Genomic DNA, 21,595 nt, shown 5'->3' with positions numbered 1-21,595 from the left:
GTACGCGGCCTAGCGGGCGGCGGGATCAACCGAAGAGGAAACCAAGCGGGGGCGCCAGATGCCCGGATGCGTCATGCCGAAATGGCGCGAAGCACGCGGTTGACAAAACTATAGAGACACGTCCCAGAAACATCATTTAGCGGCGGGCACGGAGCTTTTCGTAGCCTTCGGCGAAGAAGGCGACCGTAGCGGCGTCCGCCTCGGCGGCGTCCGCCTCGGCAGCGGGGACCACGCCGTGCTCGTCGCTCACCAGAAACAGCGCACCCTTGAGCTGCGCGGGAATGTCTACGCGCGTGACCGGGATGCCCTTGGTCTGGGCCAGCTGATCGATGAGCGTCGCCGTGCCGCACAGGCACTCGTCCGCCGGCGCCACAAAGGCCAGCTCGCCGTTATCGACGGCGGCGAGCAACTCGGGCGCCACGCCGGTCTCGTCGGCCTCGGAGCGGGCCTCGGCGGAACGGGCACGCAGCGCCTTGGCCGACGTATCGGCGAGCGGCTCGTACTCCCCCACCGTCATGGCGGCGTTGCCGTTGATGTCGATCACCAGCATGAGTACGCCGTCGTGCGCAGTGTAATCGCCCTCGGCAAGCGACCACTCAACGTGCTGTTTGGCCCAGCTGAGCATGTTATGGGTAAGCGGCTCGCCCTGCACCAGGCGCTCGGACAGTGCGCGAATGTGGCGGTTGAGCATGGGCACCTTTTTATTGGACATGCGCCAACGGCAGACAAGCGCGGGCTTGTCGAGCGTAAACTTCTCGACCGCCTCCTGATTGGCGCAAAAGTCCTCGTACGCACGCTGATCCTCGGCATTGCCAAACAGCTCGGCATCATCAATCTGGGGCATGGTTGTACCTTTCGTGTTAGTCATTCCGTCCTCTTATACCAAAAAGACGGCCCTCCAAACGGAGCAGCCGTCTTTTGCAGAGATTATTTTGTTCCGGGGCGAAACTTAGTGCCTAAAGTGGCGGGCGCCGGTAAAGACCATAGCAATATTGTGCTCGTTGCAGGCCTGAATGCTCTCGTCATCGCGCTTGGAGCCGCCGGGCTGGATGATGCAGGTCACGCCGTGTGCGGCAAGCACGTCGACGTTGTCGCGGAACGGGAAGAACGCGTCGCTTGCACAGGCAAAGCCGCCCTTCTCCACGCCCTCGCGCTCGCAGAAGTCCTCGGCGCGCTCGCAGGCAAGTAGCGCAGAGTCAACGCGGTTAGGCTGACCCGGGCCCATGCCAATGCCGGCCTTACCCTTGGAGACCAGGATGGCGTTGGACTTAACGCCCTTGCAGACCTTCCAGGCAAACTCAAGCTCGGCCATCTCGGCGTCGGTGGGCTTGCGGTCGGTGGGGAACGTAAAGGTCGCAGGATCCTCGGTCACGTGGTCGACCTCCTGCACCAGCATGCCGCCGTCGACGGAGCGCAGCTCCACCTGGGCGCCGTGGTCCACGCCGCCGGTCGCCAACACGCGCAGGTTGGGGCGCTTGGCCATGCGCTCGAGCGCCTCGGCGGTGTAGCTCGGGGCGATGATGACCTCGACGAACTGTTTGTTCTGATCGGCAAAGTGCTCAACCAGATCAAAGGGAACCTCGCGGTTGCAAGCGATGATGCCGCCAAAGGCGCTCTTGGGATCGCAGGCGAAGGCGCGGTCGTAGGCAGCCGTGATGTCCTCGGCAACGGCGGAACCGCAGGGGTTCTGGTGCTTGAGGATTACGCAGGCCGGCTCGTCAAACTCGCGGACCAGGTTCCAGGCGGCGTCGGCATCCAGATAGTTGTTGTAGCTGAGCGGCTTGCCCTGGATCTGCTCGGAGCCCACGAGCGGGAACTGCGAGCTCGCGGTGTTCTCGCAGCCCTCGGCGAAGCGGTAGACCGTAGCCTTCTGCTGAGGATTCTCGCCATAGCGCAGGTCGTCGACCTTCTCCAGCGAGATCTCGAGCTTGGCAGAGGTGTCCGCCACATCGCTTGCCTGGGCGGCAAGCCAACGGGAGATAGCCGTGTCGTAGGCGGCGGTGGTCTGGTAGACCTTCACCTGCAGGCGACGACGGGTGGAAAGCGTGGTGCAGCCACCGGTCTCGTGCATCTCGGCCAGGACGGCATCATAATCGGCCGGGTCGGAAATGACGGTAACGCTCGTGGCGTTCTTGGCGGCAGAACGCAGCATGGAGGGGCCACCGATGTCGATGTGCTCGATGGCGTCCGCGAAGGTGACCTCGGGGTTGGCGACGGTCTTCTCGAACTCGTACAGGTTGACGACGACCAGGTCGATCAGCTTAATGCCGTGCTGAGCGGCCTCCTGCATGTGCTGCTCGGAATCGCGGCGGGCCAGCAGCGCGCCATGAACCTTGGGGTGCAGGGTCTTAACGCGGCCGTCCATCATCTCGGGATAGCCCGTGAACTCCTCGATGGGGGTTACGGGAATGCCCGCGTCCTCGATGGCACGAGCCGTGCCACCCGTAGAGATGATCTCGACGCCAAAGTCGTCAACCAGCGTCCGTGCGAAATCGACGACGCCCGTCTTATCGGTAACCGAGATCAACGCGCGTGCGATCTTCACATCAGATCCCATGCAGTCCTCCTGTCTGGTACGCCGCCGTGCTCTGTGAGTCGGTGATACGTCGATCTGCAGCGCTCGCGCAGCGGCATTGAAAATACTGATTTAATGTAGCGCATCGAGCGCATCGATGCACCCCGCAACGGGCGCATGTGCAGAAAAAGTTTGCGAGCGGAGGGGATGGGCATGGCACCGGGCACGGTGAGTTCATGGAACACAGGGGCACCATAATTAGATGCCAATGGCGTGGTAGAACTGTGCTCGATATGCATCCGCAAAAGAAAGAGGCACCATGGTCTCGCGGGTTCTCTACCGACCGTTTGATACCGAAGACTTCGACGCCATCGCGCTGATTCTGCAGCAGCTTTGGCATAACAATTCGGATAACGATGAGTACAACCGCCTTGAGGCCGCGTGCGACCTCGCCTATTGCCTTTCGTCGTCGACGTTTTCGCAGGTTGCCGTAATCGACGGCCAGGCACGCGGCATTGCGCTTGCACGCGCAGGACAGAGCTCCGGCGCCACCGTTAAGGAACATTGGATGGATACCGAACGCGCGCTGCTATCGCAGATGCGTGAGCTGGAGCCCGATGCCTGCGCCGAGTACCTCTCGTTTGTGCGCGCAACCATCCGGACCAACAACCGCCTGCTCGAGAGCAGCCCGTTGCCGCACGACAACGAGGTCACGCTGCTTGCCGTGGATCGCGATGTCCATGGCCTGGGCGTTGGCACGGTTCTGCTCGATGCCGCGGTCTCGCACCTGTCCTCGCTTGGAGCGACGAGGGCGCACCTGTACACCGACTCCAACTGCTCGTGGAAGTTCTACGAGCTGCACGGCTTTAAGCGCACGGCCACGCACCGCGCCAACCGCGAAGAGCGCCGTCACGACATGCCGCGCGAAAGCTTCCTCTACGAACTCGATCTAACAGCCTAAACCTGGCAGTTAGGGACGTTCCTTTTATGCCGGCACCCCGGGACACTCCTTGGCAGCAACCACACCTAGTCGTTGGGAACGTTCTTAAATGACTAGTCGCTGGGGACAGTCTTCGTAGGTAGCGCATAAAAAGGGGATGGGCTTCCCCCGACGGCTGTCGAGAAAAGCCCATCCCGTAATTTAGGACCGTTAGAACGTTCCGCCGCCGCCTCCGCCGACGCCGCCTCCGCCGCCGCCCGAGAAGCCGCCACCACCGCCGCCGCTCGAGCTATCGGAACTCGACGCCAGCCCACGGATGGTCTCGTGATACACATCATCGAATGAATCGAGCGGGGACTCGGTACCGTAATGATGGTAGTACCACCAGTAGCAGGGATAATTGTCATAGAAGCCGTCGGCCTCGCGCACCTCGGGCGGCACGGCCTCGGCAAGCTGACGCAGCACTTCCTTGGAAACGCCCAGCGCCACGCCCATCACCAGCAGCTTGTTCCACAGCACCAGATCGCCGGGGACGGCTTCCTTTAGACGCGTGAAGTCCTCGAGCCAATGCTTAAGTGCCTTGCAGCGAGCCGCCACCTCGGCGCCCTCCGGCGTAAAGCGGCGGAACGTAAGGCCCACGCCGATACCCACCAGCACAATCGGCACCGAGATAACCGCGGCGGTAATGTTCGCCTGTGCGCCATCGGTAAAGAAGATGGATCCCACGGGAACAAAGGCAATCAGGATACCAAGAACCAGGCAAAACACCATTGCAACAATGCCGTCCGAGGCAACGTACTCGCTATCGGCCAGCTTGCCCTTAACGGTGTTCTGATAGTCCTCGAGCTTATCACCCACGGGTGTAGCGTGCTGCTTGACGTAGTGCTGCAGCTCGTCGAACGTGCGCGAACGGTCACCGTTCTCGTCAGGCTTAGCACCGGCAAAGAAGACCTTGAGCACCATGTGGTCAATGCCCTTGGCCGACTTCCAGCCCGCATCACTCACCGTCACGCGATACGTCTGCTCTTCTTTTTCACGCCCCAACAGACCCTTCTTGGCCTTGGTCACGGTCGCCTGCTCCAGCTTGATCACACGGTCGTCGGTGAGCTTCATAAGCGTGGCGATATATGCCTGATCGGGCACCTCGTTCCAGCTCATGAGGGCCGAAAGCACGGCGGGATGGTCGGCCGAAGGCACATCGCGGAAATATTCGTCCTGGAAAAACGGCTTGGGCTTGCGCTTGCGCAGCTTGAGCATAACGATTGTGCCGGTAAAGGCCACCGCCGCAACAACACTTAGCACGGCAAGTGCATTGGCAATCATGCGAGCGTGAGCGCGGCGGGCGTTAGCTTCGTCGGCCCATTCCTTCTCTTCGCTCAGGATCGTTGACATGCGCTCTTCGCCCGAAGCGGCAAGCTGCGGCACCCAGTCGCTAGGGAAGGCGATGCGTGCCTCGGCGAATTCGCCCTGATGCACGCAGGGAATGGTATAGGTGACCATGGGTTCGTCCGCATCGAGCGACACGTCGCCCGTCAGCGGACCGTGGCCCCATGCGCGGAAGTTATCGCCTTTGACGGCCGCCGTCCCGGCAGTGGCATTTGCGAAGCGCACTTCCATCTCGACGTCATCGGAATCCGCAGACCAGCCGTCGCCCACAAACTTCCAGTAGAGCTCGGCGGTATCGGCCCAGTTCATAACCGCACCGGTCATGGTATAGCTCACGTAATAGGTCGCGCTGTCGCCGCTCTCGTGAGGGCTGAACACCTTAATCCTTACGCCGTCACCGGTCTGCTCGACCGTATAGACGCCAGAGTCGCCCTTGTTCGCGCTATCGACTTTGTTAAACGCGGTGTCCTCTTCCTCGACACTCAGCACATCGACGCCCGCCGTGCCGCCCTGCTGGTTGGCGCCCGTATTGATCTCCCAAAACACGCCGTTGATGTCGTCGTCGAAATCAAACTGGCGTCCCTCGACAACGGTCAGCGATCCATCGGCTTCAACCGTGGCACTGATATAGGTCTGGGTCATGGAATAACCGTCGGCGTGTGCGGCGGCGGGCAGTAGCAGCAATGCAAGCGCGACGAGTGCGCAGACGGAAGCAAATCGCGCAAACAGGCGGCGCTGCCGACAGGTTTTGGCAACGGGGTCGTTCATGGGCACATCCTTTGTCTGTGATACCAGTAACGCCATTGTCCCACGTTTACGGGCGCACATGACGAACATCTAGGCGACCGGAGCGCCAAACGGGATGAAAGTCACACCCGCACCCCGGCAGCTAGTCATTGGGGACGTTCTTAAATGACTAGTCATTAGGGACACCCTTGGCATGGCCTGCGCCAGCAATAGATACCACTTCACAGCCCCGTCACAGGTGTAGCGGCTTTGTGTGGGCACGGCACGCGCTGATTGAGCCGCCAGCCGAGGGGCATAAAGCAGTTGAGCGAAAACGGTTTGCCCCTTTGCCGTTCGCTCGAGGATCATGTCCCCCTTTTCCGCGGAAACCCCGGCAGTTGCGAAGAGCTGCCGGGGTTTCTGTCGTCTAAGGTGCCAAGTTGATGGACGGGAATCAAAGCACCGAGTCTGCAGCCGTCACACGCAATGTGGGGCCCCGACAACTTACGGACCACAGCGACGCCTCCCCATCGCGTCCCGCGCTATACTCGTCCGCATGGATATCGAAGCTCGCAACATAGCAACGCCCGCCGCGGACGCGCCAGCGACGCCACCCGCCCCCGTCCCCGCGCCCGTCGTGGGCCGTTTCGCCCCGTCGCCCTCGGGCCGCATGCACCTGGGCAACGTGTTCAGCTGCCTGTGCTCGTGGCTTTCGGCCCGCAGCCAGGGCGGCAGCATCGTGCTGCGCATCGAGGACCTGGACGATCGCTGCAAGCGCCCGGAACTTGCCGCTCAACTGATTGACGATCTGACCTGGCTGGGGCTCGAGTGGGACGAAGGCCCCTACTACCAGCACGATCGCCTGAATCTGTACGAGGACGCCCTGCGCCAGCTGCAAGACGCCGGCCTCACCTATCCCTGTTTTTGCACGCGTGCCGAACTCCACGCCGCGAGCGCGCCGCACGCCAGCGACGGCACGCCCATCTACCGCGGCGCCTGCAGAGGTCTTTCTGCTGATGAAATCACCCGCCGCAGTGCCCTGCGTGCTCCGGCCACGCGCCTGCGCGTGCCCACCGTCGACGACCTCGCCAGCGACGTGATCGAATTCGTGGACCGCACGTACGGAGCCCAATGCGAAGCACTCGCCACCGAGTGCGGTGACTTTTTGGTGCGCCGCAGCGACGGCGTGTTTGCCTATCAGCTGGCCGTGGTGGTCGACGACGCTGCCATGGGCGTCACCGAGATCGTACGCGGATGCGACCTGCTTGGTTCCACGCCGCGCCAGATCTATCTGCAACATCTGCTGGGACTGCCCACGCCGCACTACGCGCACATTCCGCTGCTCATGTCACCGGACGGCCGCCGCCTTTCCAAGCGCGATCGCGATCTGGACCTGGGCGAGCTCCGCACCCGCTTTGGCACACCCGAGGCACTGTTGGGATGGCTCGCCGGGCAAACAGGCATCGCGCCGGACACCACGCCGCGCTCTGCCAAGCAGCTGGTCGAGCACTTTAGCTGGGATGTTATCCGCGCGCACCGGGAAAACATCACCGTAACGGCCGATTAGCCAAACGCCTTGCCGCTACGCAACATCCCAGGGTTGAAGTTCGTCGCCCAGGCGAACGATGCAGTCGTAGAGCACGGTATGGCGCTCGGCCGGGTTGGCATCCCGATGAAAATGCCCGTAGTACCAGCACTTGTAGTCCAAGCGATCTTCCAGCTCATCGAAAAACGCCGTAAGTCGATCAACGCCGGGGCAATCCCAGCCGGGCGCCGGATAAAGCGTGGGCGAAAGCATGCGCGTAGAGCAAGTGTGAGTGATCACGTAGTCGACCTTCCAGCCCACGCTGTCGAGCTTTGTCCGCGCCTCCTCAAAGTTGCGCTCGTCCGGCAGTTCCTGCGGCCACCAGCTGGAATACGGAATGCGGTATTCCTTATCCACGCTCGTGGCACCGCCCATGGTAAAGATCGTTGAGCCATCGAGTTCAAAAACCTCGCCGCGCGTCAGGCGCCGTATGGGAGAGGTATCCGACAGGCGTTGCGTCAGCCCACCGTGCCACAGCTCCATGGGACGCTCCGCCCAATGGTCGAAGCGCTCGTGGTTGCCGTCGACAAACAGCATGGTATAGGGGCGCGACTCCAGCCAAGCGATGTCGGAGCACTCCTCGGCAGAAAAATCCCACGGAAAGCCAAAGTCGCCCGCGATGATGAGATAGTCGTCGCTCGTCAGACTATCCCCAAGCTCCCAGTCGCGCAGCTTTTGCATGTCGACGCCGCCGTGAACATCGCCCGTCACATAGACCGTCATCGGATCACCACTTCCCTGTAAGTCGCTAGCCCACATTCTGCACGATCACTAAGTCAACCGTTCCAGCCCTTCCATCCTTTGGGACCTACCCCTCGCTCTTCCATCCAAACGGGTCAAACACCCAAAAGATCAGATCGAGCACGCCGCCGGTCATCATGGCGCCGGCAAGAGCCATGCAAACATGCAGAAAGCTGGCACTTCGGAGCACGTCGAACGGCCCCAGAACAGCCAGCAGCGCGACCGCTGCGCCGGCTACGCACAGCGCGAGGCACGGCCCCGCGTCCTTAACGCACTTCTTTGCGAGATGCTTTGCGTTGTCACTCATCGGTATCGAACTCCTTAGAGGGTCGTTGTTCAGACGCATGCCGCCGCGGCAGAGCGGGGCGGCAGGGTAAGTGTCACATGCTGTGCGGACATCAATGGAGAAACCGCCTGCTCGACCAACCTTTGACGCCGTTTTGCACCGGCACCACATCCCCCGCTATCGAGGTCTAATACTTTTCCCACCGCTACCCAAAAACTCATCCAACATTAATCTTGGCTCAAGAATCGCTTAATCTATAACCTGCACTATAGAGTTCGAACAAGGGGCGGGGCGGCGCCGCGCAACGCAGGCCGCCGAACGCTACGCTCGCGCCTGGGCAGATCGCCCGGCGTCGCGCCCATCGAACGAAAGGACAGGTCATGGACGACCTCGAAAAAGTTGAAACCATTCGCACCAAGTGCAACGTGAGCTACACCGATGCCAAGGCCGCGCTCGACGCCGCCGACGGTAACGTTCTGGATGCCATCATTTGGCTCGAGTCGCAGGGCAAGACGCAAACCACGTCGGCGCACGCCGCCACCGAGTCCGTGCCGGTCGATGAGCCCTCGGCCGAGATGGTCGCCGCGCAGGCCGCCTACGAAAAGTCGAGCGAAAAGACCGACTTCTCCAAGAAGATGGACAGCGTGTGGGAGTACCTCAAAAAGCTCTTCCGCCTGAGCCTGGACACCAAGTTTATTGCCACGCGCCGCGATGCGATCATCCTCAACATCCCCATCCTGATCCCCATCGTCGCGCTGTTTGCTTGGGGCACCACGATATGGCTGATGCTGATTGGCCTGTTCTTTGGCATGCGCTACCGCATCGACAGCGACGGCGACGTGCCCGGCAGCATCAACAACCTTATGAATCACGCCGCCGACGCCGCGGACGACATCAAGCAAAATCTGAACGACGACAAGTAATCGCAGACGGGGGCACGTATGGCACGAATCCTGATCGTAGAGGACGAGGAGAAAATCGCCCGCTTTGTGACGCTCGAGCTGGAGCACGAGGGCTACCAGGTGGAGCACGCCGCCGACGGCCGCACCGCCGTGGACCTGGCGCTGGAGCGCGACTACGATCTGATTCTGCTCGATGTGCTGTTGCCGCAGCTCAACGGCATGGAGGTCTTGCGGCGTGTCCGCAAGCACAAGGATGTGCCGGTGATTATGGTCACCGCGCGCGATGCCGTGATGGACAAGGTAGCCGGGCTCGATGCCGGCGCCGACGATTACCTGACCAAGCCGTTTGCGATTGAGGAGCTGTTCGCACGGATCCGCGTGGCGCTGAAGCGCTCGGAGGCCGTGCGGGCGGCTTCGGGCGTTGGTGGCGTTGGGGCCGGGACGGGCATGGCGGCCGGTGCGGGCGGAGACGCCGCTGCGATACCCCCGGCTGGTGACTCGGCCCAAGTCGCCGTGCCCTCCCCCACCGCGCTCACCATTGGCCCGGTTGCGCTCGACCCCGACCGCCGCGAAGTCACAGTCGCCGGCTCGCCCATCGCGCTCACGGCCCGCGAGTTCGATGTCCTCGCCCTGCTTATGGCGCACGCCGAAACCGTACTCACGCGCGAGCGCATTGCGCACGAGGCGCTGGGCTACGAATACGTGGGCGACACCAACAACGTTGACGTGCACATCGCGCACCTGCGTGCCAAGATCGAAGACGCCGGCGGCGCCCGCATCATCCAAACCGTGCGCGGGGTGGGCTATGTCTGCCGTGCGTAACGCCGAGGCCAAGCGCGTCACCTCCATCGCCCGCGCCATCAACTGGGGCTATATGTGGCGCCGCCTGATGAGCTACGTCTGGCTCGATCTGCTGCTGATGGTGATTGCGGCGACGATCCTCGTCTATGGATACAACCAGACGCTGCCCGACGGCGCTTTTACCGCAGAATGGATCCCCGGCGCCGCCGTTCAAGGCATGTCGCTGACGCCCGCGCACGGCTGGGACCTGGCAACGCTCACCTATACCGTCGAGCTTGCGCGTACCACCAAGACTTTTCCCCTCGCACAGGACCTCATCACGCTATGGCCTCTCTACCTTGTCGTTGTGGGTTGGCAGGTCATCAGCGTGCTCGACATGCTCGGCGGCGCCCGTCGCGTGCGCCGCACCATGGCACCGCTCAACGACCTGGCCTTGCGCGTGGACGAGCTCGGCCGTATGCAGCTCTCCGGCGGCAAGATGGAAACACTGGAGCAGGCCATCGAGCGCGCAAGCGTCGACTCGCCGAGCGTCACTACCGGCGACGCCGACCTGGCAAGCATCGAGGTTGCACTCAACCGCCTACTGCGCCAGATGCAAGAGGCCAAACTGCAGCAAATGCGCTTTGTCAACGATGCGAGCCACGAGCTGCGCACGCCCATCGCGGTGATTCAGGGCTACGTAAACATACTCGATCGCTGGGGCAAAGACGACCCGGACGTGCTGGCAGAATCTATCGCGTCCCTCAAGGCCGAAAGCGAGCACATGCAAGAGCTCGTGGAGCAGCTGCTGTTTTTGGCGCGCGGCGATGCCGGGCGCACGGTCCTGCGGCGCGCAAATACCAACCTTGCCGCACTGGTCGACGAGGTATGCGAGGAATCGCAGATGATCGATACCGAGCACACGTATCGGCTGGCCTTTGACGCTGCGCTTGTCAGCGACCCGCGCTGCGACGCGCCCGTCGACGTGGCGCTCGTGAAGCAGGCTCTGCGCGTGATCGTGCAAAACGCCGCCAAGTACTCGGATGCGGGAACGACCGTCACATTTGGCGTAGCGCCGGATGCGGGCGCGGGCACGATCGACATAAGCGTTGAGGACGAGGGCATCGGCATGAACCAGGAATCCGCAGCTCACGCGTTTGAACGGTTCTACCGCGCCGACAATGCACGCGATGCCGGCGCACAGGGCTCGGGTCTGGGGCTTGCCATTGCCAAGTGGATCGTCGATAGCCATGGCGGCGTCATTGGCGTGACCTCAGTCGAGGGCGTCGGCAGCCGCTTTACGATTCGCCTGCCGCGCTAGGAAGCCCCTCGGCATAAATAAAGGGATAGGGCCACACGGCCCTATCCCTTTTTGCTAGCTATGGCAGCTTGTGCGCTACTCGCGGCACAGATGCACGGCGAAACCGGCGAACTCGCGCTTAAAGTACACGAGCTTGGTGCTACCGTCGGGCAGCAGCGCGCGCGACTCTTCGTTGACCTCGAGCCCGCGCTCGGCAAACCACTTCTCGGCCGCATCAATGTCGTTGACGGCAAAGCCGATGTGGCCCTTGGTGCCACGACCATTCTGCTTCATGACCTCGACCAGCGAATCGTTAAAGTACGAAACCGGGGTCTCGATAACGGGCAGACCCATCATCGTCGAGAACAGCTCCGCGATCTCCAGGGCGTCTGCCGGGTCGGTGGCGTTAATGCCCACATGGGCAACGCGCATGCCAAAGAGCTCGACCGGATTGGCGTTCTGCTCACTCATGCAGTCAGCGCCTACTGAGCCATGACGTCAAGAACGGCCTTCTCGGCAGCGACGCGGTTCATGCCGGTCATGAAGGGAACGCCGCTCACGTACGGGCAGGTGAGGCCCTCGGGGGCAACGGTGGTGGCGATCAGCAGATCGGCGCCCTCGTCGCAAACGTCCTTGGCCTCGGAGATGGCGCACTGCACGATCTCGTACTTGTCGGCGTAACCGTTGGCGTCGAGCATGGTGGCGACCTTCTGGGCAACGAGCGTGGAAGTAGCAGCGCCAGCACCGCAAGCCAAAACAATCTTCTTCATAGGTAATGTCTCCCTTCATGGTTTACTTTAGGTAAGTGTACCGCAGCGAGCGATGGCGCTCGGCCTCGATGCGCTTTTATGCCAGTTTGCTTGCACGCCGCGTATAATACATCTAGCACGTGTTGTCATACCGCTCGCTTTACGAGCGACTAAGGACTCTAAAATGCCCGATTCCCGCACCCTCTGGACCGCCGTCGTCATTATTTGTATCGCCATATCGGTGTTCTTTAGCGTAAAAAAACGCACCACGTTTAAGCGCCTGCAACAGCTTATGGCTGCCAAGCAGTGGGACGAGTTCGATCGTTTGCTCGATGGCAAACTCACCAGCATGCTGTACCCGCGCTATAACCGCGACTACCTGCGCCTGAACTCCTATCTGCTGCGCGAGGACCACAAGCGCGCCGACGAGATGTTCGATTTGCTGCTGGGACTCAATCTGCCCAAGATGCAGCGCGTCGACCTGGTGATTAAGGCCTTTAACTACTACGTTGGCCAGGAGGACCGCAAAAAGTCCAAGGAGCTGCTGCACGAGATCAAAGGCTTTGAGGGCGGCCAGGCCGAGGCAGTCGCACACGAATGCCAACTGATGTACGACACGATGATCCTCAAGCGCCACAACGACATTCCCGAGCTGGAGCGCATGCTCAAGGAGGCCGGTGACGACAAGGTCAAGAGCTGCCGCTTGGAGTATCTGTTGGCTCTGCAGTACCAGAACAAGGGCGACGAAGCCAAGTTCCAGGAGTTCCTGGAGAAGTCGGGGCAACACTCGATGGCCGTCAACGCGTAACGGACGGCTTGTGCTAGACTTCTAGTCTCACGGGGGCGTGGCGGAATTGGCATACGCAGGAGACTTAAAATCTCTCGCCGCAAGGATTGTGGGTTCGAGTCCCACCGCCCCTACCATATGGAGCTTTCGAGCCCGTGTCCCCAAGGGATGCGGGCTCACTTCTTTTAGATGCCGGTGGGACTCGAACCCGCGAGGGGGGGGCGAGCGTCAAGCGGACGCGCAGCGTCCGAAGCCGGTGCGTATTTGCGCAGCAAATGCGCGGACGTCCCACCGCCCCTACCATATGGAGCTTTCGAGCCCGTGTCCCCAAGGGATGCGGGCTCGTTTCTTTTACACGCCGGCGGGGCTCTAAGTTGCGGTGGAATAGTTCCTGTTTTGGCAGTTTACCAGCCCATTTAGGAACTATTCCACCGCGACTTAGGTTGGTGTTCCCACATTTTCCGATGGAAAAACGTGGTTGTCTCCCACATTTTCCGATGGAAAAACGTGGTTGTCTCCCACATTTTCCGATGGAAACTCCCAAATGGCCTTATACTAGCCGAGAGGGTTGGGAGGCAATATGCAGCGACAGCTTATGAGTGAACTTATCGCTTGGAAATCAAGGGCGAATCGCAAACCTCTCTTGCTTAAGGGAGCCCGCCAGACAGGAAAGACTTGGCTTCTTAACGAATTCGCAAGCCAGCAGTATCGAAACGTCATTCGTTTTGACTTTATGCTCGAGCCGAGCACGCGCTCGCTGTTCGATGGGAACCTCGACCCCAAGCGCATCATCTCCCAGATAGAACTCCTACGTGGCCAAACCGTAACGCCGGAAGACACGCTCATCATCTTCGACGAGATCCAAGAGGCGCCACGCGGGATCACCTCGCTCAAGTACTTCAACGAGCTTGCACCCGAATACCACATCGTAGCAGCCGGTTCCTATATGGGCCTCGCGCTCCGACGCGAAAACGAGTCATTTCCCGTCGGCAAAATCGACCAGCTCACCATGCGTCCCATGGGGTTTGCTGAGTTCGTTCGCGCCGTCGACGGCAACCCGCTCGCCGACGCCATCCTTGCCGCAGACATGAACCTTCTAGCAAACGTTACCGAAAAGCTCGAGCACTTGCTCAAGGAATACCTTGTTGTCGGCGGTATGCCCGAAGTTGTCTCCACTTTCGCCGAGACACGCGACTTCATCGAAGCCCGAAGGCTTCAACAGCAAATCATCGAGGCTTACGAATCCGATTTTGGCAAACATGCACCCGCCCGCATCGTCGAGCGCATGAGGTTGGTTTGGAAATCCCTTCCCGACCAGCTTGCAAAGGAGAACAAGAAGTTTGTCTATGGTGCCCTTCGTCCCGGAGCGCGCGCACGCGATTTCGAGGAAAGCCTCCAGTGGCTCACGGACTACGGAATCGTTCATAAGGTGCCACGTGTTTCCGCTCTAAAGGCGCCGCTCTCGAGCTACGAAGACCTCTCGGGCTTCAAACTGTTCTGCATCGACACCGGCATCCTCGGAGCGCTCTCCGGTCTCTCTCCGGCCATCGTTCTTAACGGATCCGCTGTTTTTACCGAGTTCAAAGGTTCGCTGACCGAACAATACGTCGCGCAGGAGCTTTTGCTCCAGGACAAAACTCCCGCGTATTGGTCCTCTACCTCCGGCAATGCCGAAACCGACTTTGCCATCGACCATGCGGGAACCGTGCTTCCGCTTGAGATCAAGGCGGCAGAGAACCTTAAAGCGAAGAGTCTGAAAATAGCCTGCGAAAAATTCAAACTCGAGCGTTGCGTGAGGAGCTCCCTGGCGGCATATAGAGACGAGGGCATGCTCGTCAATATTCCGCTTTGGGAGATTGGGCAAATCGACAAGCTGGCATAGGCACTGTGGGGACGCCCCGCAAGGACTGTCCCCAGGTGCCGGCAGAAAAGGAACGTCCCCAGGTGCCGGCTGTTGAGTTGCGGTGGAATAGGGACTGTTTGGTGCCCGAAAGGGCGATTTTAGTCCGTATTTCACCGCAACTTATTTAGAGGGCGCTGAGGTTGGGGGTCCAGCCGATGGTGGGGGTCACGCCGTCGAGAGTCTCGTTGATGGTGGCGGCCATACCGGCGAGCAGGCTGTTCTCGCTTACGGTGAGCGTCTTGTAGCCGCCGGCACGCATGAGTTCGCGGATCACCACGGCGCCAGCCAGAATCACGCCCGCGCGCTTGGGCTGCACGCCCGGCAACGCGGCAATGCCTGCAACATCCAACGCAGACATGCGCTCGATAGCGGCCGAAATCTGCTCCATCGAAAGCTCGCGCAGGTGCACAAAGTTCGAGTCGTACGGCTCCAGTTCGTGGACCAGCGCCACGAGCGTGGTAACGGTACCGCCCACCGCGACGAGGCGCTCGGCGCGCTCAAAGTCGACAGGCAGGCCCTCAAAGTAAGCCCCGAACTGCTCGCCCGCCCATACGCCAGCGGCGGCAAGTTCACTGTCCGTTGGCGGCAGCGCCGAGAAAAACCGCTCCGTCACGCGACGGCAACCGATGTCCAGTGAGCGCGTTCCCTCCAGCGCAAAGACCCCGCGCTCAGGCGCATAGACGCCCGTCGCGAGCTCCGTGGAGCCACCGCCCGAATCGGCGACGATGATGCGCTCGCCAGCAAAGTCGTGTGCCACGCCAAAAAACGTCAGGCGCGCCTCGACCTCGCCCGGAATCACCTGCGGTTCGAGCCCCAGATCGCGCAGACCGTCCAGCAGCAGCGCGGCATTGGACGCATCGCGCGCGGCACTCGTGCAGGTGGTGCAGACGCACGCGGCCCCAAAGGTACGGGCTTCGTCCACAAACATGCGGCACGCAACGAGCACGCGCTCAACGGCCGCCTCGCAAAAGCGCCCCGTCGCGTCCACGCCCTCGCCCAAGTCGGTGATCTCGGTATGCTTGGACGATTCCACGATCGCCCCGGCCTCGACCTGCGCCAACACCAGTCGCGACGACACCGTTCCCAGGTCGATCGCCGCCACCTTATAGCGTTTGCAATTTGTCATTGCGGGCTCCCCTCCGGGCGCTATTTGCCGTTGGACACGACCGTCTGGCCCTCGACACCGTTAAACCCAAACAGCATGTCGAGCGCCTGGATGTACCACGGCGCATCCTTACCGACTTCTTCGATTTCCTTGGCAACTTCGCTGGCCTTCTTGGCGTTCGACGACTTCTTGCTCGACGACGAGTCCGAATCGTCATCCAAGCCCAGCACGTCAATTTTGGTCTCGCCGGGCATAACCAGGCCCAGGTCCTCGGATGCCGCGTCCTTAATGCCCTCCTCCGAGAGCAGTTTGTCGACGCTTTTTTGCAGCTCATCATTGTATTGCTGACGAATCTCGACCTGCTTGGCCAAGATATCGCTCGAACGCTTTGCCACGTACAGATCGCGCACGGGGAAATACAGGCTCACGAGCACCAGCACCACCACGATACCGATAAACAGCGGACGTAGAGAACCGTGCGTAAAGTCATAGATCGCCTTGACCACCGCATTGTCGTTGGCGTAGCGCATAAAGTCCGAGCCCGAAAGACGGCTCGAGGGCCTGCTCGATTTGTCGTGCGTCTGGGCCGAGAGACGCGACGCATGCGACGAACGTGCCGGGCGCACCGGTCCATCTGCCGAAGTATTCGATTGAGCATTGGGGCGCGAGGTACTTGTCGGGCGCTGCGCGGAGCGGTCGGCACCGGCGTAGGCGGACCCACCGAGCTGCACCGTGCGCGCACGGCGAGGCGACGGCTCACGCGAACCGGCGGAATAGTACCTGTTGTCGTAAATCTGATCCATGTGCGCCTTGTGCGGTTGAGGTTTGTTTGCGCTAAGTCCTTTAGTTATAGCACGAGCGCCCGCACTGCCTTCGCCAGCCTTTGCTCGACATAAAAAAGGCGCTGAGCCATATGGCCCAGCGCCCAATGGCGGCCATCAGAAGTGGAGCGGCGTCGAGTCAACCCCGCCCCCCCCCGCGCGCACCACTTGTTTAGCGAATGTTGTAAAACGCGGCCTTGCCGGCGTAGCGCGCGCTGCCCTCGAGCTCGTCCTCGATGCGGATGAGCTGGTTGTACTTGGCGATACGGTCGCTGCGGCACGGGGCGCCCGACTTGATCTGGCCGGCGTTGACGCCCACGACCAGGTCGGCGATCGTGGAGTCCTCGGTCTCGCCGGAGCGGTGGCTCACGATGCAAGCGTAACCGGCCTCCTTGGCGGTCTCGATGGCCTCGAGCGACTCGGTGAGCGTGCCGATCTGGTTGACCTTGACCAGGATCGCGTTGGCGGCACCCAGCTCGATGCCCTTCTTGAGGCGCTCGGTGTTGGTGACGAACAGGTCGTCGCCCACCAGCTGCACCTTGTTGCCAATGCGGCGGGTAAGCTCGACCCAGCCGTCCCAGTCCTCCTCGGCCATGCCGTCCTCGATGGAGATGATGGGATAGGTGTCGATGAGCTTCTCCCAGTAATCAACCATCTGGGCGCTCGTGTACTCAACGCCCTCGCCCTTGAGCTCGTACATGCCGGTCTCGGCGTTGTAGAACTCGGTCGAGGCCGGATCCATGGCGTACATGAAGTCGACGCCGGGCTTAAAGCCAGCCTTCTCCACGGCCTTGGTGATGTACTCGAACGGCTCGGCATTGGTCTTGAGGTTGGGGGCAAAGCCGCCCTCGTCGCCCACGCCGCCGCCCAGGCCGGCCTCGTGCAGCACGCCCTTGAGGGTGTGGTAGACCTCGGCGCACCAACGCAGGCCCTCGGCAAAGCTCGGGGCGCCCACCGGCATGATCATGAACTCCTGGAAGTCAACGTTGTTGTCGGCATGCACGCCGCCGTTGAGGATGTTCATCATGGGCGTGGGCAACAGGTGGGCGTTGACGCCGCCCAGGTACTGGTACAGCGACAGACCCGCCGACTCGGCAGCGGCGCGGGCGACGGCCAGCGACACGCCCAGGATGGCGTTGGCACCGAGCTTGGTCTTGTTGGGGGTACCGTCCGCAGCAATCAGCGCGGCATCGACGGCGCGCTGGTCGAAGGCGTCGAGGCCCACGACGGCGTTAGCACACTCGTTGTTGACGTGCTCGACGGCCTGCGAAACGCCCTTGCCCAGGTAGCGGCCCTTGTCGCCGTCGCGCAGCTCGCAAGCTTCGAAAGCGCCGGTCGAAGCACCCGAAGGCACCATCGCGCGGCCAAAGCTGCCGTCCTCGAGCACGACCTCGACCTCGACGGTGGAATTGCCGCGGCTGTCGAGCACCTCGCGACCGTAGACGTCCAAAATATCGCTCATGTTGTCTCCCTCTCACTTGGAAACGGGTTGAATGCTTGGCGACGCGGCTTGCACGCTGTAGAGGCGCGCAGGTTCATAAGTTAGCCATGTCGCACTTTTGCATTATGCCCTAAGTTAGCCGAGGGATACACTTGATTTTCGAAAAATTTAGCGGGGACGATGAAGCGTGTCAGCCCGTCGTTCCCGCAGTCTTACTCCTCCGCCTTTGCGGCATCCCACAGGTCGTTGAGGCCGTGGGTCGAAAGCTCGGCAAGATCCACGTGAGCATCGGCCGCCATCCGCTCCATCGCGGCCCAGCGGCGGCGGAACTTTGCCGTGCTGGCACGAAGGGCACTCTCGGCGTCAATGCCCTCTTTGCGTGCAACGTTGACCAGGGCAAAGAGCAGATCGCCAAACTCCATTTCGCGCTCGGGCGAGCCAGGGGCCTCGGCCTCAAACTCGGCACGCTCCTCGGCGACCTCGTCCCACACGTCCTGGACCGTCTCCCACTCAAAGCCCACGGCAGCCGCCTTGCGCGACACCTTCTGCGCCTGCATCAGCGCCGGTAGATGCGTGGGCACGCCGTCGAGCAGGCCCTCGGGCGCAGCCTCGCCTGCCGTCACGGCCTTGTCCTTGGCGGCTTTCTCGGCAAGCTTAACCTCGTCCCAAATCTTGAGTACCTCGTCGGAACTGTCGGCATCTACATCGCCAAACACGTGCGGATGACGGCGGATGAGCTTGGCGTCGATATCGTGCGCCACGTCGGCCAGCGTAAACTCGCCGGCGTCAGCAGCAATCTGCGCATGCAGCACGACCTGCATGAGCACGTCACCCAGCTCCTCGCGCAGGTGAACCGCGTCGTCCGCCTCGATGCAGTCGAGCGCCTCGTAGGCCTCCTCGATCATGTTCTTGCCAATGCTGCGGTGCGTCTGCTCGCGGTCCCACGGGCAGCCGTCGGGCTGACGCAAGCGCCAGACGGTCTGCACCAGATGCTGCAGCTCGGCCGACGCGTCTATCAGCGTGGACAGATCGCGCGAGCCCTCGGCATTTTGCTGAGCCATATGCTGCGCCATGGTTATTCCTCCTCCAGGATCACGTGGCGGAACGCACCGCCCTCGTAGATGCCGTAGCTGTGCGTGCCGTCCTTGGGAATGCTCACACTGCCGGGGTTGAAGAGCCACAGGCCCGGGTGCGCGGCACTTTCCTCGTTGACCTTGATGTGCGTATGACCGTAGACGAGCGCGGAGCCCTCGGGCAGCGCGGGCGCGTGGTCGACGCTGTTGTGCATGCCGGCGCCAAAGACATGGCCGTGCGTCAGGAACAGCTCGCGGCCGGTCTCGTCGAACAGCGTGGCGTAGTCGGCCATGACGGGAAAGTCGAGGACCATCTGGTCGACCTCGGCATCGCAGTTGCCGCGTACCGCGATGATGCGGTCGGCCAGGGCGTTGAGCAGCGGGATCACGCGCTTGGGGGCGTAATCGCGCGGCAGGTCGTTGCGCGGACCGTGATAGAGCAGGTCGCCCAGCAGCACGATGCGGTCGGGCTGCTCGGACTCGATGGCGGCAACCAGGCGCTCGGCCCAATATGCCGAGCCGTGGATGTCGGAGGCGATGAGGTATTTCATGGGGAGATCCTTTCGAATGGGGTTGATATGGCTGGGCGCAGGATGTCGCCACCAGCCGCGTTATTCAAATCGCAGTGCCACGGCTTGTGCCGCCTGCATCACGCGCTGGAGCGGCACATTGTGCTCGCGGGCGAGACGGGCGCAGTCCTCGTACTCGGGCGCTGCACGCTCGCTGCCGTCGGGCAGGGTTGCCACCTTGACGGACACCTCGCCCCATAGCGTCGTTACGCGCTCAAAGCGGCGTGGCAGGCAAACGCGCTCCATGACCTGGCGACGAATGCCGTTGGTCGTGGTTTCCAAAAAGATAATCGTCTGCAGGCGCTCGATATCCTCGTGAGCACAGATTACCTGTAGCTGCCAACTGGGACGGCCTTTCTTGCAATAGAGGGGCAGCCAATGCACCTCGCGCGCACCCGCCTCGCGCAGGCGGTCGGCAGCGTAGGCGAGCACCTCGGGCGACGCATCGTCGATGTCGCACTCCAGCTTGACGATGGTCTCGGGCGCATCGGTCTCGCGGGACAGCGGGGATGTGCTATCGCATTGCATACGGTCCGGATCCTTTCCGCGCGGGCTCGTTTTGTTCATCCAAACGCTAGCACATCGGACGTGGCACAGGCGTGACTTTCGTCCGTCGCCGCCCTCGCTCCTATCCAAACATGTACATCAGCCTCCAAACATGTCATTTTCTGCAGCTTTTGGAGGCTGATGTACATGTTTTGAGAGCGCAAGCGAGGCCGCACCGCGCGTCGCGCAGCCTTTACAATCGATTTCGAGCTCCGGCGTGCCCGGCGTGTTGAAAGCTGCACCATTACAATGGAGCGGATTCGCTTGACGCAAAGGAGCCGCCATGTCTGCTTGCCCGCTGGTCGATTGCCATACCCACACCTCGTTTTCGGACGGCCACGCCTCGTTTGAGGAAAACGTCCGCGCTGCCGCGGCCGCTGGCTGTCGGGTCATGGTCTCGACCGACCATCTCACCCTGCCCGCCAGCATGGACGCCAACTGCGAAGTGCAGGTTGTCGAGGGCGACCTGCCGGAACATCGCCTGGCATTTGAGGACGCCCGCAAGCTCGCCGCGCAGATCGCGCCGGAGCTCGAGCTTATCTATGGCTTTGAATGCGATTGGTACGAGGGCTGCGAGCCTTTGGTTGAGCGCTGGTCCCAGGGCGCCGTCGTACGCCTAGGCAGCGTGCATTGGATTGGCAACCCAGGCGATATCATGGCCGGCGCTGCGGGCACGGCAGGGACAGAGGGTGTCGCACGCCCCGATACGCCCGATTCGCGCTGCGGTTGGATCGACGACGACACCGACCTGCACGTTTGGGAAAACCTGGGCGTGCACGGCGTGTGGGAGCGCTATGTCGATGACTGGTGCCACGCTTGCGAAAGCCCCCTTAACTTTGATGTGATGGCTCATCCCGACCTGGTCATGCGCTTTTCGAAGGAAGGCTTTGCGCCCGACTTTGACCCCGCACCGTTTTGGCAGCAGATGGCCGAGTGCGCGCACGATACGGGCCGCCGCGTTGAGGTCTCGACGGCCGCACCGCGTAAGGGCTTGGACGACTACTACCCCGCAACCGGTCTTTTGCGCTGCTTTGCCCATGCCGAAGTGCCGATCACCTTTGGCTCGGACGCGCACCGCGCCTGCGATATCTGCTGGAGCATCCGCGAGGCCCAGGCCCACGCCTACGACTGCGGTTATCGAACCTTCGACATCCCCCACCCCACCGGCGAATGGGAACCCACACCCCTCGACTAGCCATCCCTTCATAAGTTGCGGTGGAATAGGGATTGTTTTGCCTGATGAAGCGCTTAAACAGTCCCTATTTCACCGCAACTTCCATGACCCCGTTACACCAACAAAGACTGTCCCAAACGACTAGTCGTTTAAGAACGTCCATTACAGTCGAAATTGTCAGCCCGGGACCGTCTCGGGCTACGATTGAGGCGCGCCCAGAACGGGCCGCCGACCGGGCGCCCGCGCACGGCCGAACGTCCCTGCCC

General features: G+C 61.7%; 21 protein-coding genes and 1 tRNA gene. 9 read left to right on the top strand and 13 right to left on the bottom strand.

Annotated elements, in window-relative coordinates:
• Positions 1-136: 136 nt before the first annotated feature.
• Positions 137-844 (bottom strand): hypothetical protein, encoded by a 708-nt coding sequence (locus AAAV44_RS09480; protein ID WP_349115429.1) that lies wholly within the window; start codon positions 842-844, stop codon positions 137-139.
• Between the two features lie 105 nt (positions 845-949).
• Positions 950-2,557 (bottom strand): bifunctional phosphoribosylaminoimidazolecarboxamide formyltransferase/IMP cyclohydrolase, encoded by a 1,608-nt coding sequence (gene purH, locus AAAV44_RS09475; protein ID WP_349070477.1) that lies wholly within the window; start codon positions 2,555-2,557, stop codon positions 950-952.
• A 277-nt stretch (positions 2,558-2,834) separates the two neighbouring features.
• Here purH and AAAV44_RS09470 point away from each other — a divergent pair, with 277 nt between their 5' ends.
• Positions 2,835-3,476, top strand: coding sequence for a GNAT family N-acetyltransferase (locus AAAV44_RS09470; RefSeq protein WP_349115428.1), 642 nt, complete (start codon positions 2,835-2,837; stop codon positions 3,474-3,476).
• Positions 3,477-3,665: 189 nt separating this feature from the next.
• On the opposite strand, the gene AAAV44_RS09465 is transcribed toward AAAV44_RS09470, so the two are convergent.
• On the bottom strand, positions 3,666-5,609 hold the full coding sequence (locus AAAV44_RS09465) for a DUF2207 domain-containing protein (RefSeq protein ID WP_349115427.1): 1,944 nt from the start codon (positions 5,607-5,609) through the stop codon (positions 3,666-3,668).
• A gap of 514 nt (positions 5,610-6,123) precedes the next feature.
• Between AAAV44_RS09465 and gluQRS the strand changes: the two genes are divergently transcribed.
• Complete coding sequence (gluQRS, locus tag AAAV44_RS09460; protein WP_349115426.1) at positions 6,124-7,134, top strand: tRNA glutamyl-Q(34) synthetase GluQRS; 1,011 nt, start codon at positions 6,124-6,126, stop codon at positions 7,132-7,134.
• A gap of 15 nt (positions 7,135-7,149) precedes the next feature.
• Here the strand turns inward: gluQRS and AAAV44_RS09455 are convergent, their stop codons facing one another.
• Both AAAV44_RS09455 and AAAV44_RS09450 read right to left on the bottom strand, forming a co-directional pair.
• Entirely contained in the window at positions 7,150-7,875 is a 726-nt protein-coding gene (locus AAAV44_RS09455) for a metallophosphoesterase (RefSeq protein ID WP_349115425.1), read from the bottom strand.
• 85 nt (positions 7,876-7,960) lie between these two features.
• Positions 7,961-8,200, bottom strand: coding sequence for a hypothetical protein (locus AAAV44_RS09450; RefSeq protein ID WP_349115424.1), 240 nt, complete (start codon positions 8,198-8,200; stop codon positions 7,961-7,963).
• A 359-nt stretch (positions 8,201-8,559) separates the two neighbouring features.
• On the opposite strand from AAAV44_RS09450, the gene AAAV44_RS09445 reads away from it, so the two are divergent.
• From AAAV44_RS09445 to AAAV44_RS09435, 3 genes are read left to right on the top strand one after another with little or no spacing between them, the layout of a single operon-like run.
• On the top strand, positions 8,560-9,102 hold the full coding sequence (locus tag AAAV44_RS09445) for a DUF4342 domain-containing protein (protein WP_349115423.1): 543 nt from the start codon (positions 8,560-8,562) through the stop codon (positions 9,100-9,102).
• An 18-nt stretch (positions 9,103-9,120) separates the two neighbouring features.
• Positions 9,121-9,903, top strand: coding sequence for a response regulator transcription factor (locus AAAV44_RS09440; protein WP_349115422.1), 783 nt, complete (start codon positions 9,121-9,123; stop codon positions 9,901-9,903).
• Positions 9,887-11,182: a HAMP domain-containing sensor histidine kinase gene (locus tag AAAV44_RS09435; protein ID WP_349115421.1), complete on the top strand. Its 1,296-nt coding sequence runs from the start codon at positions 9,887-9,889 to the stop codon at positions 11,180-11,182. Before AAAV44_RS09440 ends, AAAV44_RS09435 begins: the two co-directional genes overlap by 17 nt.
• A gap of 75 nt (positions 11,183-11,257) precedes the next feature.
• Here the strand turns inward: AAAV44_RS09435 and AAAV44_RS09430 are convergent, their stop codons facing one another.
• Complete coding sequence (locus AAAV44_RS09430; protein ID WP_117802785.1) at positions 11,258-11,632, bottom strand: VOC family protein; 375 nt, start codon at positions 11,630-11,632, stop codon at positions 11,258-11,260.
• 11 nt (positions 11,633-11,643) lie between these two features.
• On the bottom strand, positions 11,644-11,931 hold the full coding sequence (locus AAAV44_RS09425) for a PTS sugar transporter subunit IIB (protein WP_148332642.1): 288 nt from the start codon (positions 11,929-11,931) through the stop codon (positions 11,644-11,646).
• Positions 11,932-12,094: 163 nt separating this feature from the next.
• On the opposite strand from AAAV44_RS09425, the gene AAAV44_RS09420 reads away from it, so the two are divergent.
• The 3 genes from AAAV44_RS09420 to AAAV44_RS09410 all read left to right on the top strand — a co-directional run bounded on the left by AAAV44_RS09420 (position 12,095) and on the right by AAAV44_RS09410 (position 14,579).
• A complete protein-coding gene (locus AAAV44_RS09420; RefSeq protein ID WP_349074377.1) occupies positions 12,095-12,718 on the top strand; it encodes a hypothetical protein in 624 nt (207 codons plus the stop codon).
• A gap of 31 nt (positions 12,719-12,749) precedes the next feature.
• A tRNA-Leu gene (locus AAAV44_RS09415) sits at positions 12,750-12,834 on the top strand.
• A 443-nt stretch (positions 12,835-13,277) separates the two neighbouring features.
• A complete protein-coding gene (locus tag AAAV44_RS09410) occupies positions 13,278-14,579 on the top strand; it encodes an AAA family ATPase (RefSeq protein ID WP_349115420.1) in 1,302 nt (433 codons plus the stop codon).
• A gap of 145 nt (positions 14,580-14,724) precedes the next feature.
• Here the strand turns inward: AAAV44_RS09410 and AAAV44_RS09405 are convergent, their stop codons facing one another.
• The 6 genes from AAAV44_RS09405 to larC form a co-directional block, all read right to left on the bottom strand.
• On the bottom strand, positions 14,725-15,726 hold the full coding sequence (locus AAAV44_RS09405; RefSeq protein WP_349115419.1) for a hypothetical protein: 1,002 nt from the start codon (positions 15,724-15,726) through the stop codon (positions 14,725-14,727).
• Positions 15,727-15,746: 20 nt separating this feature from the next.
• A complete protein-coding gene (locus AAAV44_RS09400) occupies positions 15,747-16,508 on the bottom strand; it encodes a hypothetical protein (protein WP_349115418.1) in 762 nt (253 codons plus the stop codon).
• A gap of 190 nt (positions 16,509-16,698) precedes the next feature.
• Complete coding sequence (gene eno, locus AAAV44_RS09395; RefSeq protein ID WP_349115417.1) at positions 16,699-17,988, bottom strand: phosphopyruvate hydratase; 1,290 nt, start codon at positions 17,986-17,988, stop codon at positions 16,699-16,701.
• A gap of 191 nt (positions 17,989-18,179) precedes the next feature.
• Positions 18,180-19,040, bottom strand: a complete 861-nt coding sequence (mazG, locus tag AAAV44_RS09390) for a nucleoside triphosphate pyrophosphohydrolase (protein WP_349115416.1) — start codon at positions 19,038-19,040, stop codon at positions 18,180-18,182.
• A gap of 2 nt (positions 19,041-19,042) precedes the next feature.
• Positions 19,043-19,591 (bottom strand): phosphodiesterase, encoded by a 549-nt coding sequence (gene yfcE / locus AAAV44_RS09385; RefSeq protein WP_195232710.1) that lies wholly within the window; start codon positions 19,589-19,591, stop codon positions 19,043-19,045.
• Between the two features lie 60 nt (positions 19,592-19,651).
• Positions 19,652-20,137 carry a nickel insertion protein gene (gene larC / locus AAAV44_RS09380; RefSeq protein ID WP_195232708.1) on the bottom strand — a complete coding sequence of 162 codons (486 nt, stop codon included), beginning with the start codon at positions 20,135-20,137 and terminating at the stop codon, positions 19,652-19,654.
• A gap of 301 nt (positions 20,138-20,438) precedes the next feature.
• Here larC and AAAV44_RS09375 point away from each other — a divergent pair, with 301 nt between their 5' ends.
• Positions 20,439-21,350 (top strand): PHP domain-containing protein, encoded by a 912-nt coding sequence (locus AAAV44_RS09375; protein WP_349115415.1) that lies wholly within the window; start codon positions 20,439-20,441, stop codon positions 21,348-21,350.
• Positions 21,351-21,595: the final 245 nt, after the last annotated feature.

Source organism: Collinsella sp. CLA-AP-H1 (assembly GCF_040092945.1).
Taxonomy (GTDB): Bacteria; Actinomycetota; Coriobacteriia; order Coriobacteriales; family Coriobacteriaceae; genus Collinsella.
Note: the sequence above shows the minus strand (reverse complement) of the source record. Positions and strands in the feature narration are given on the sequence as shown.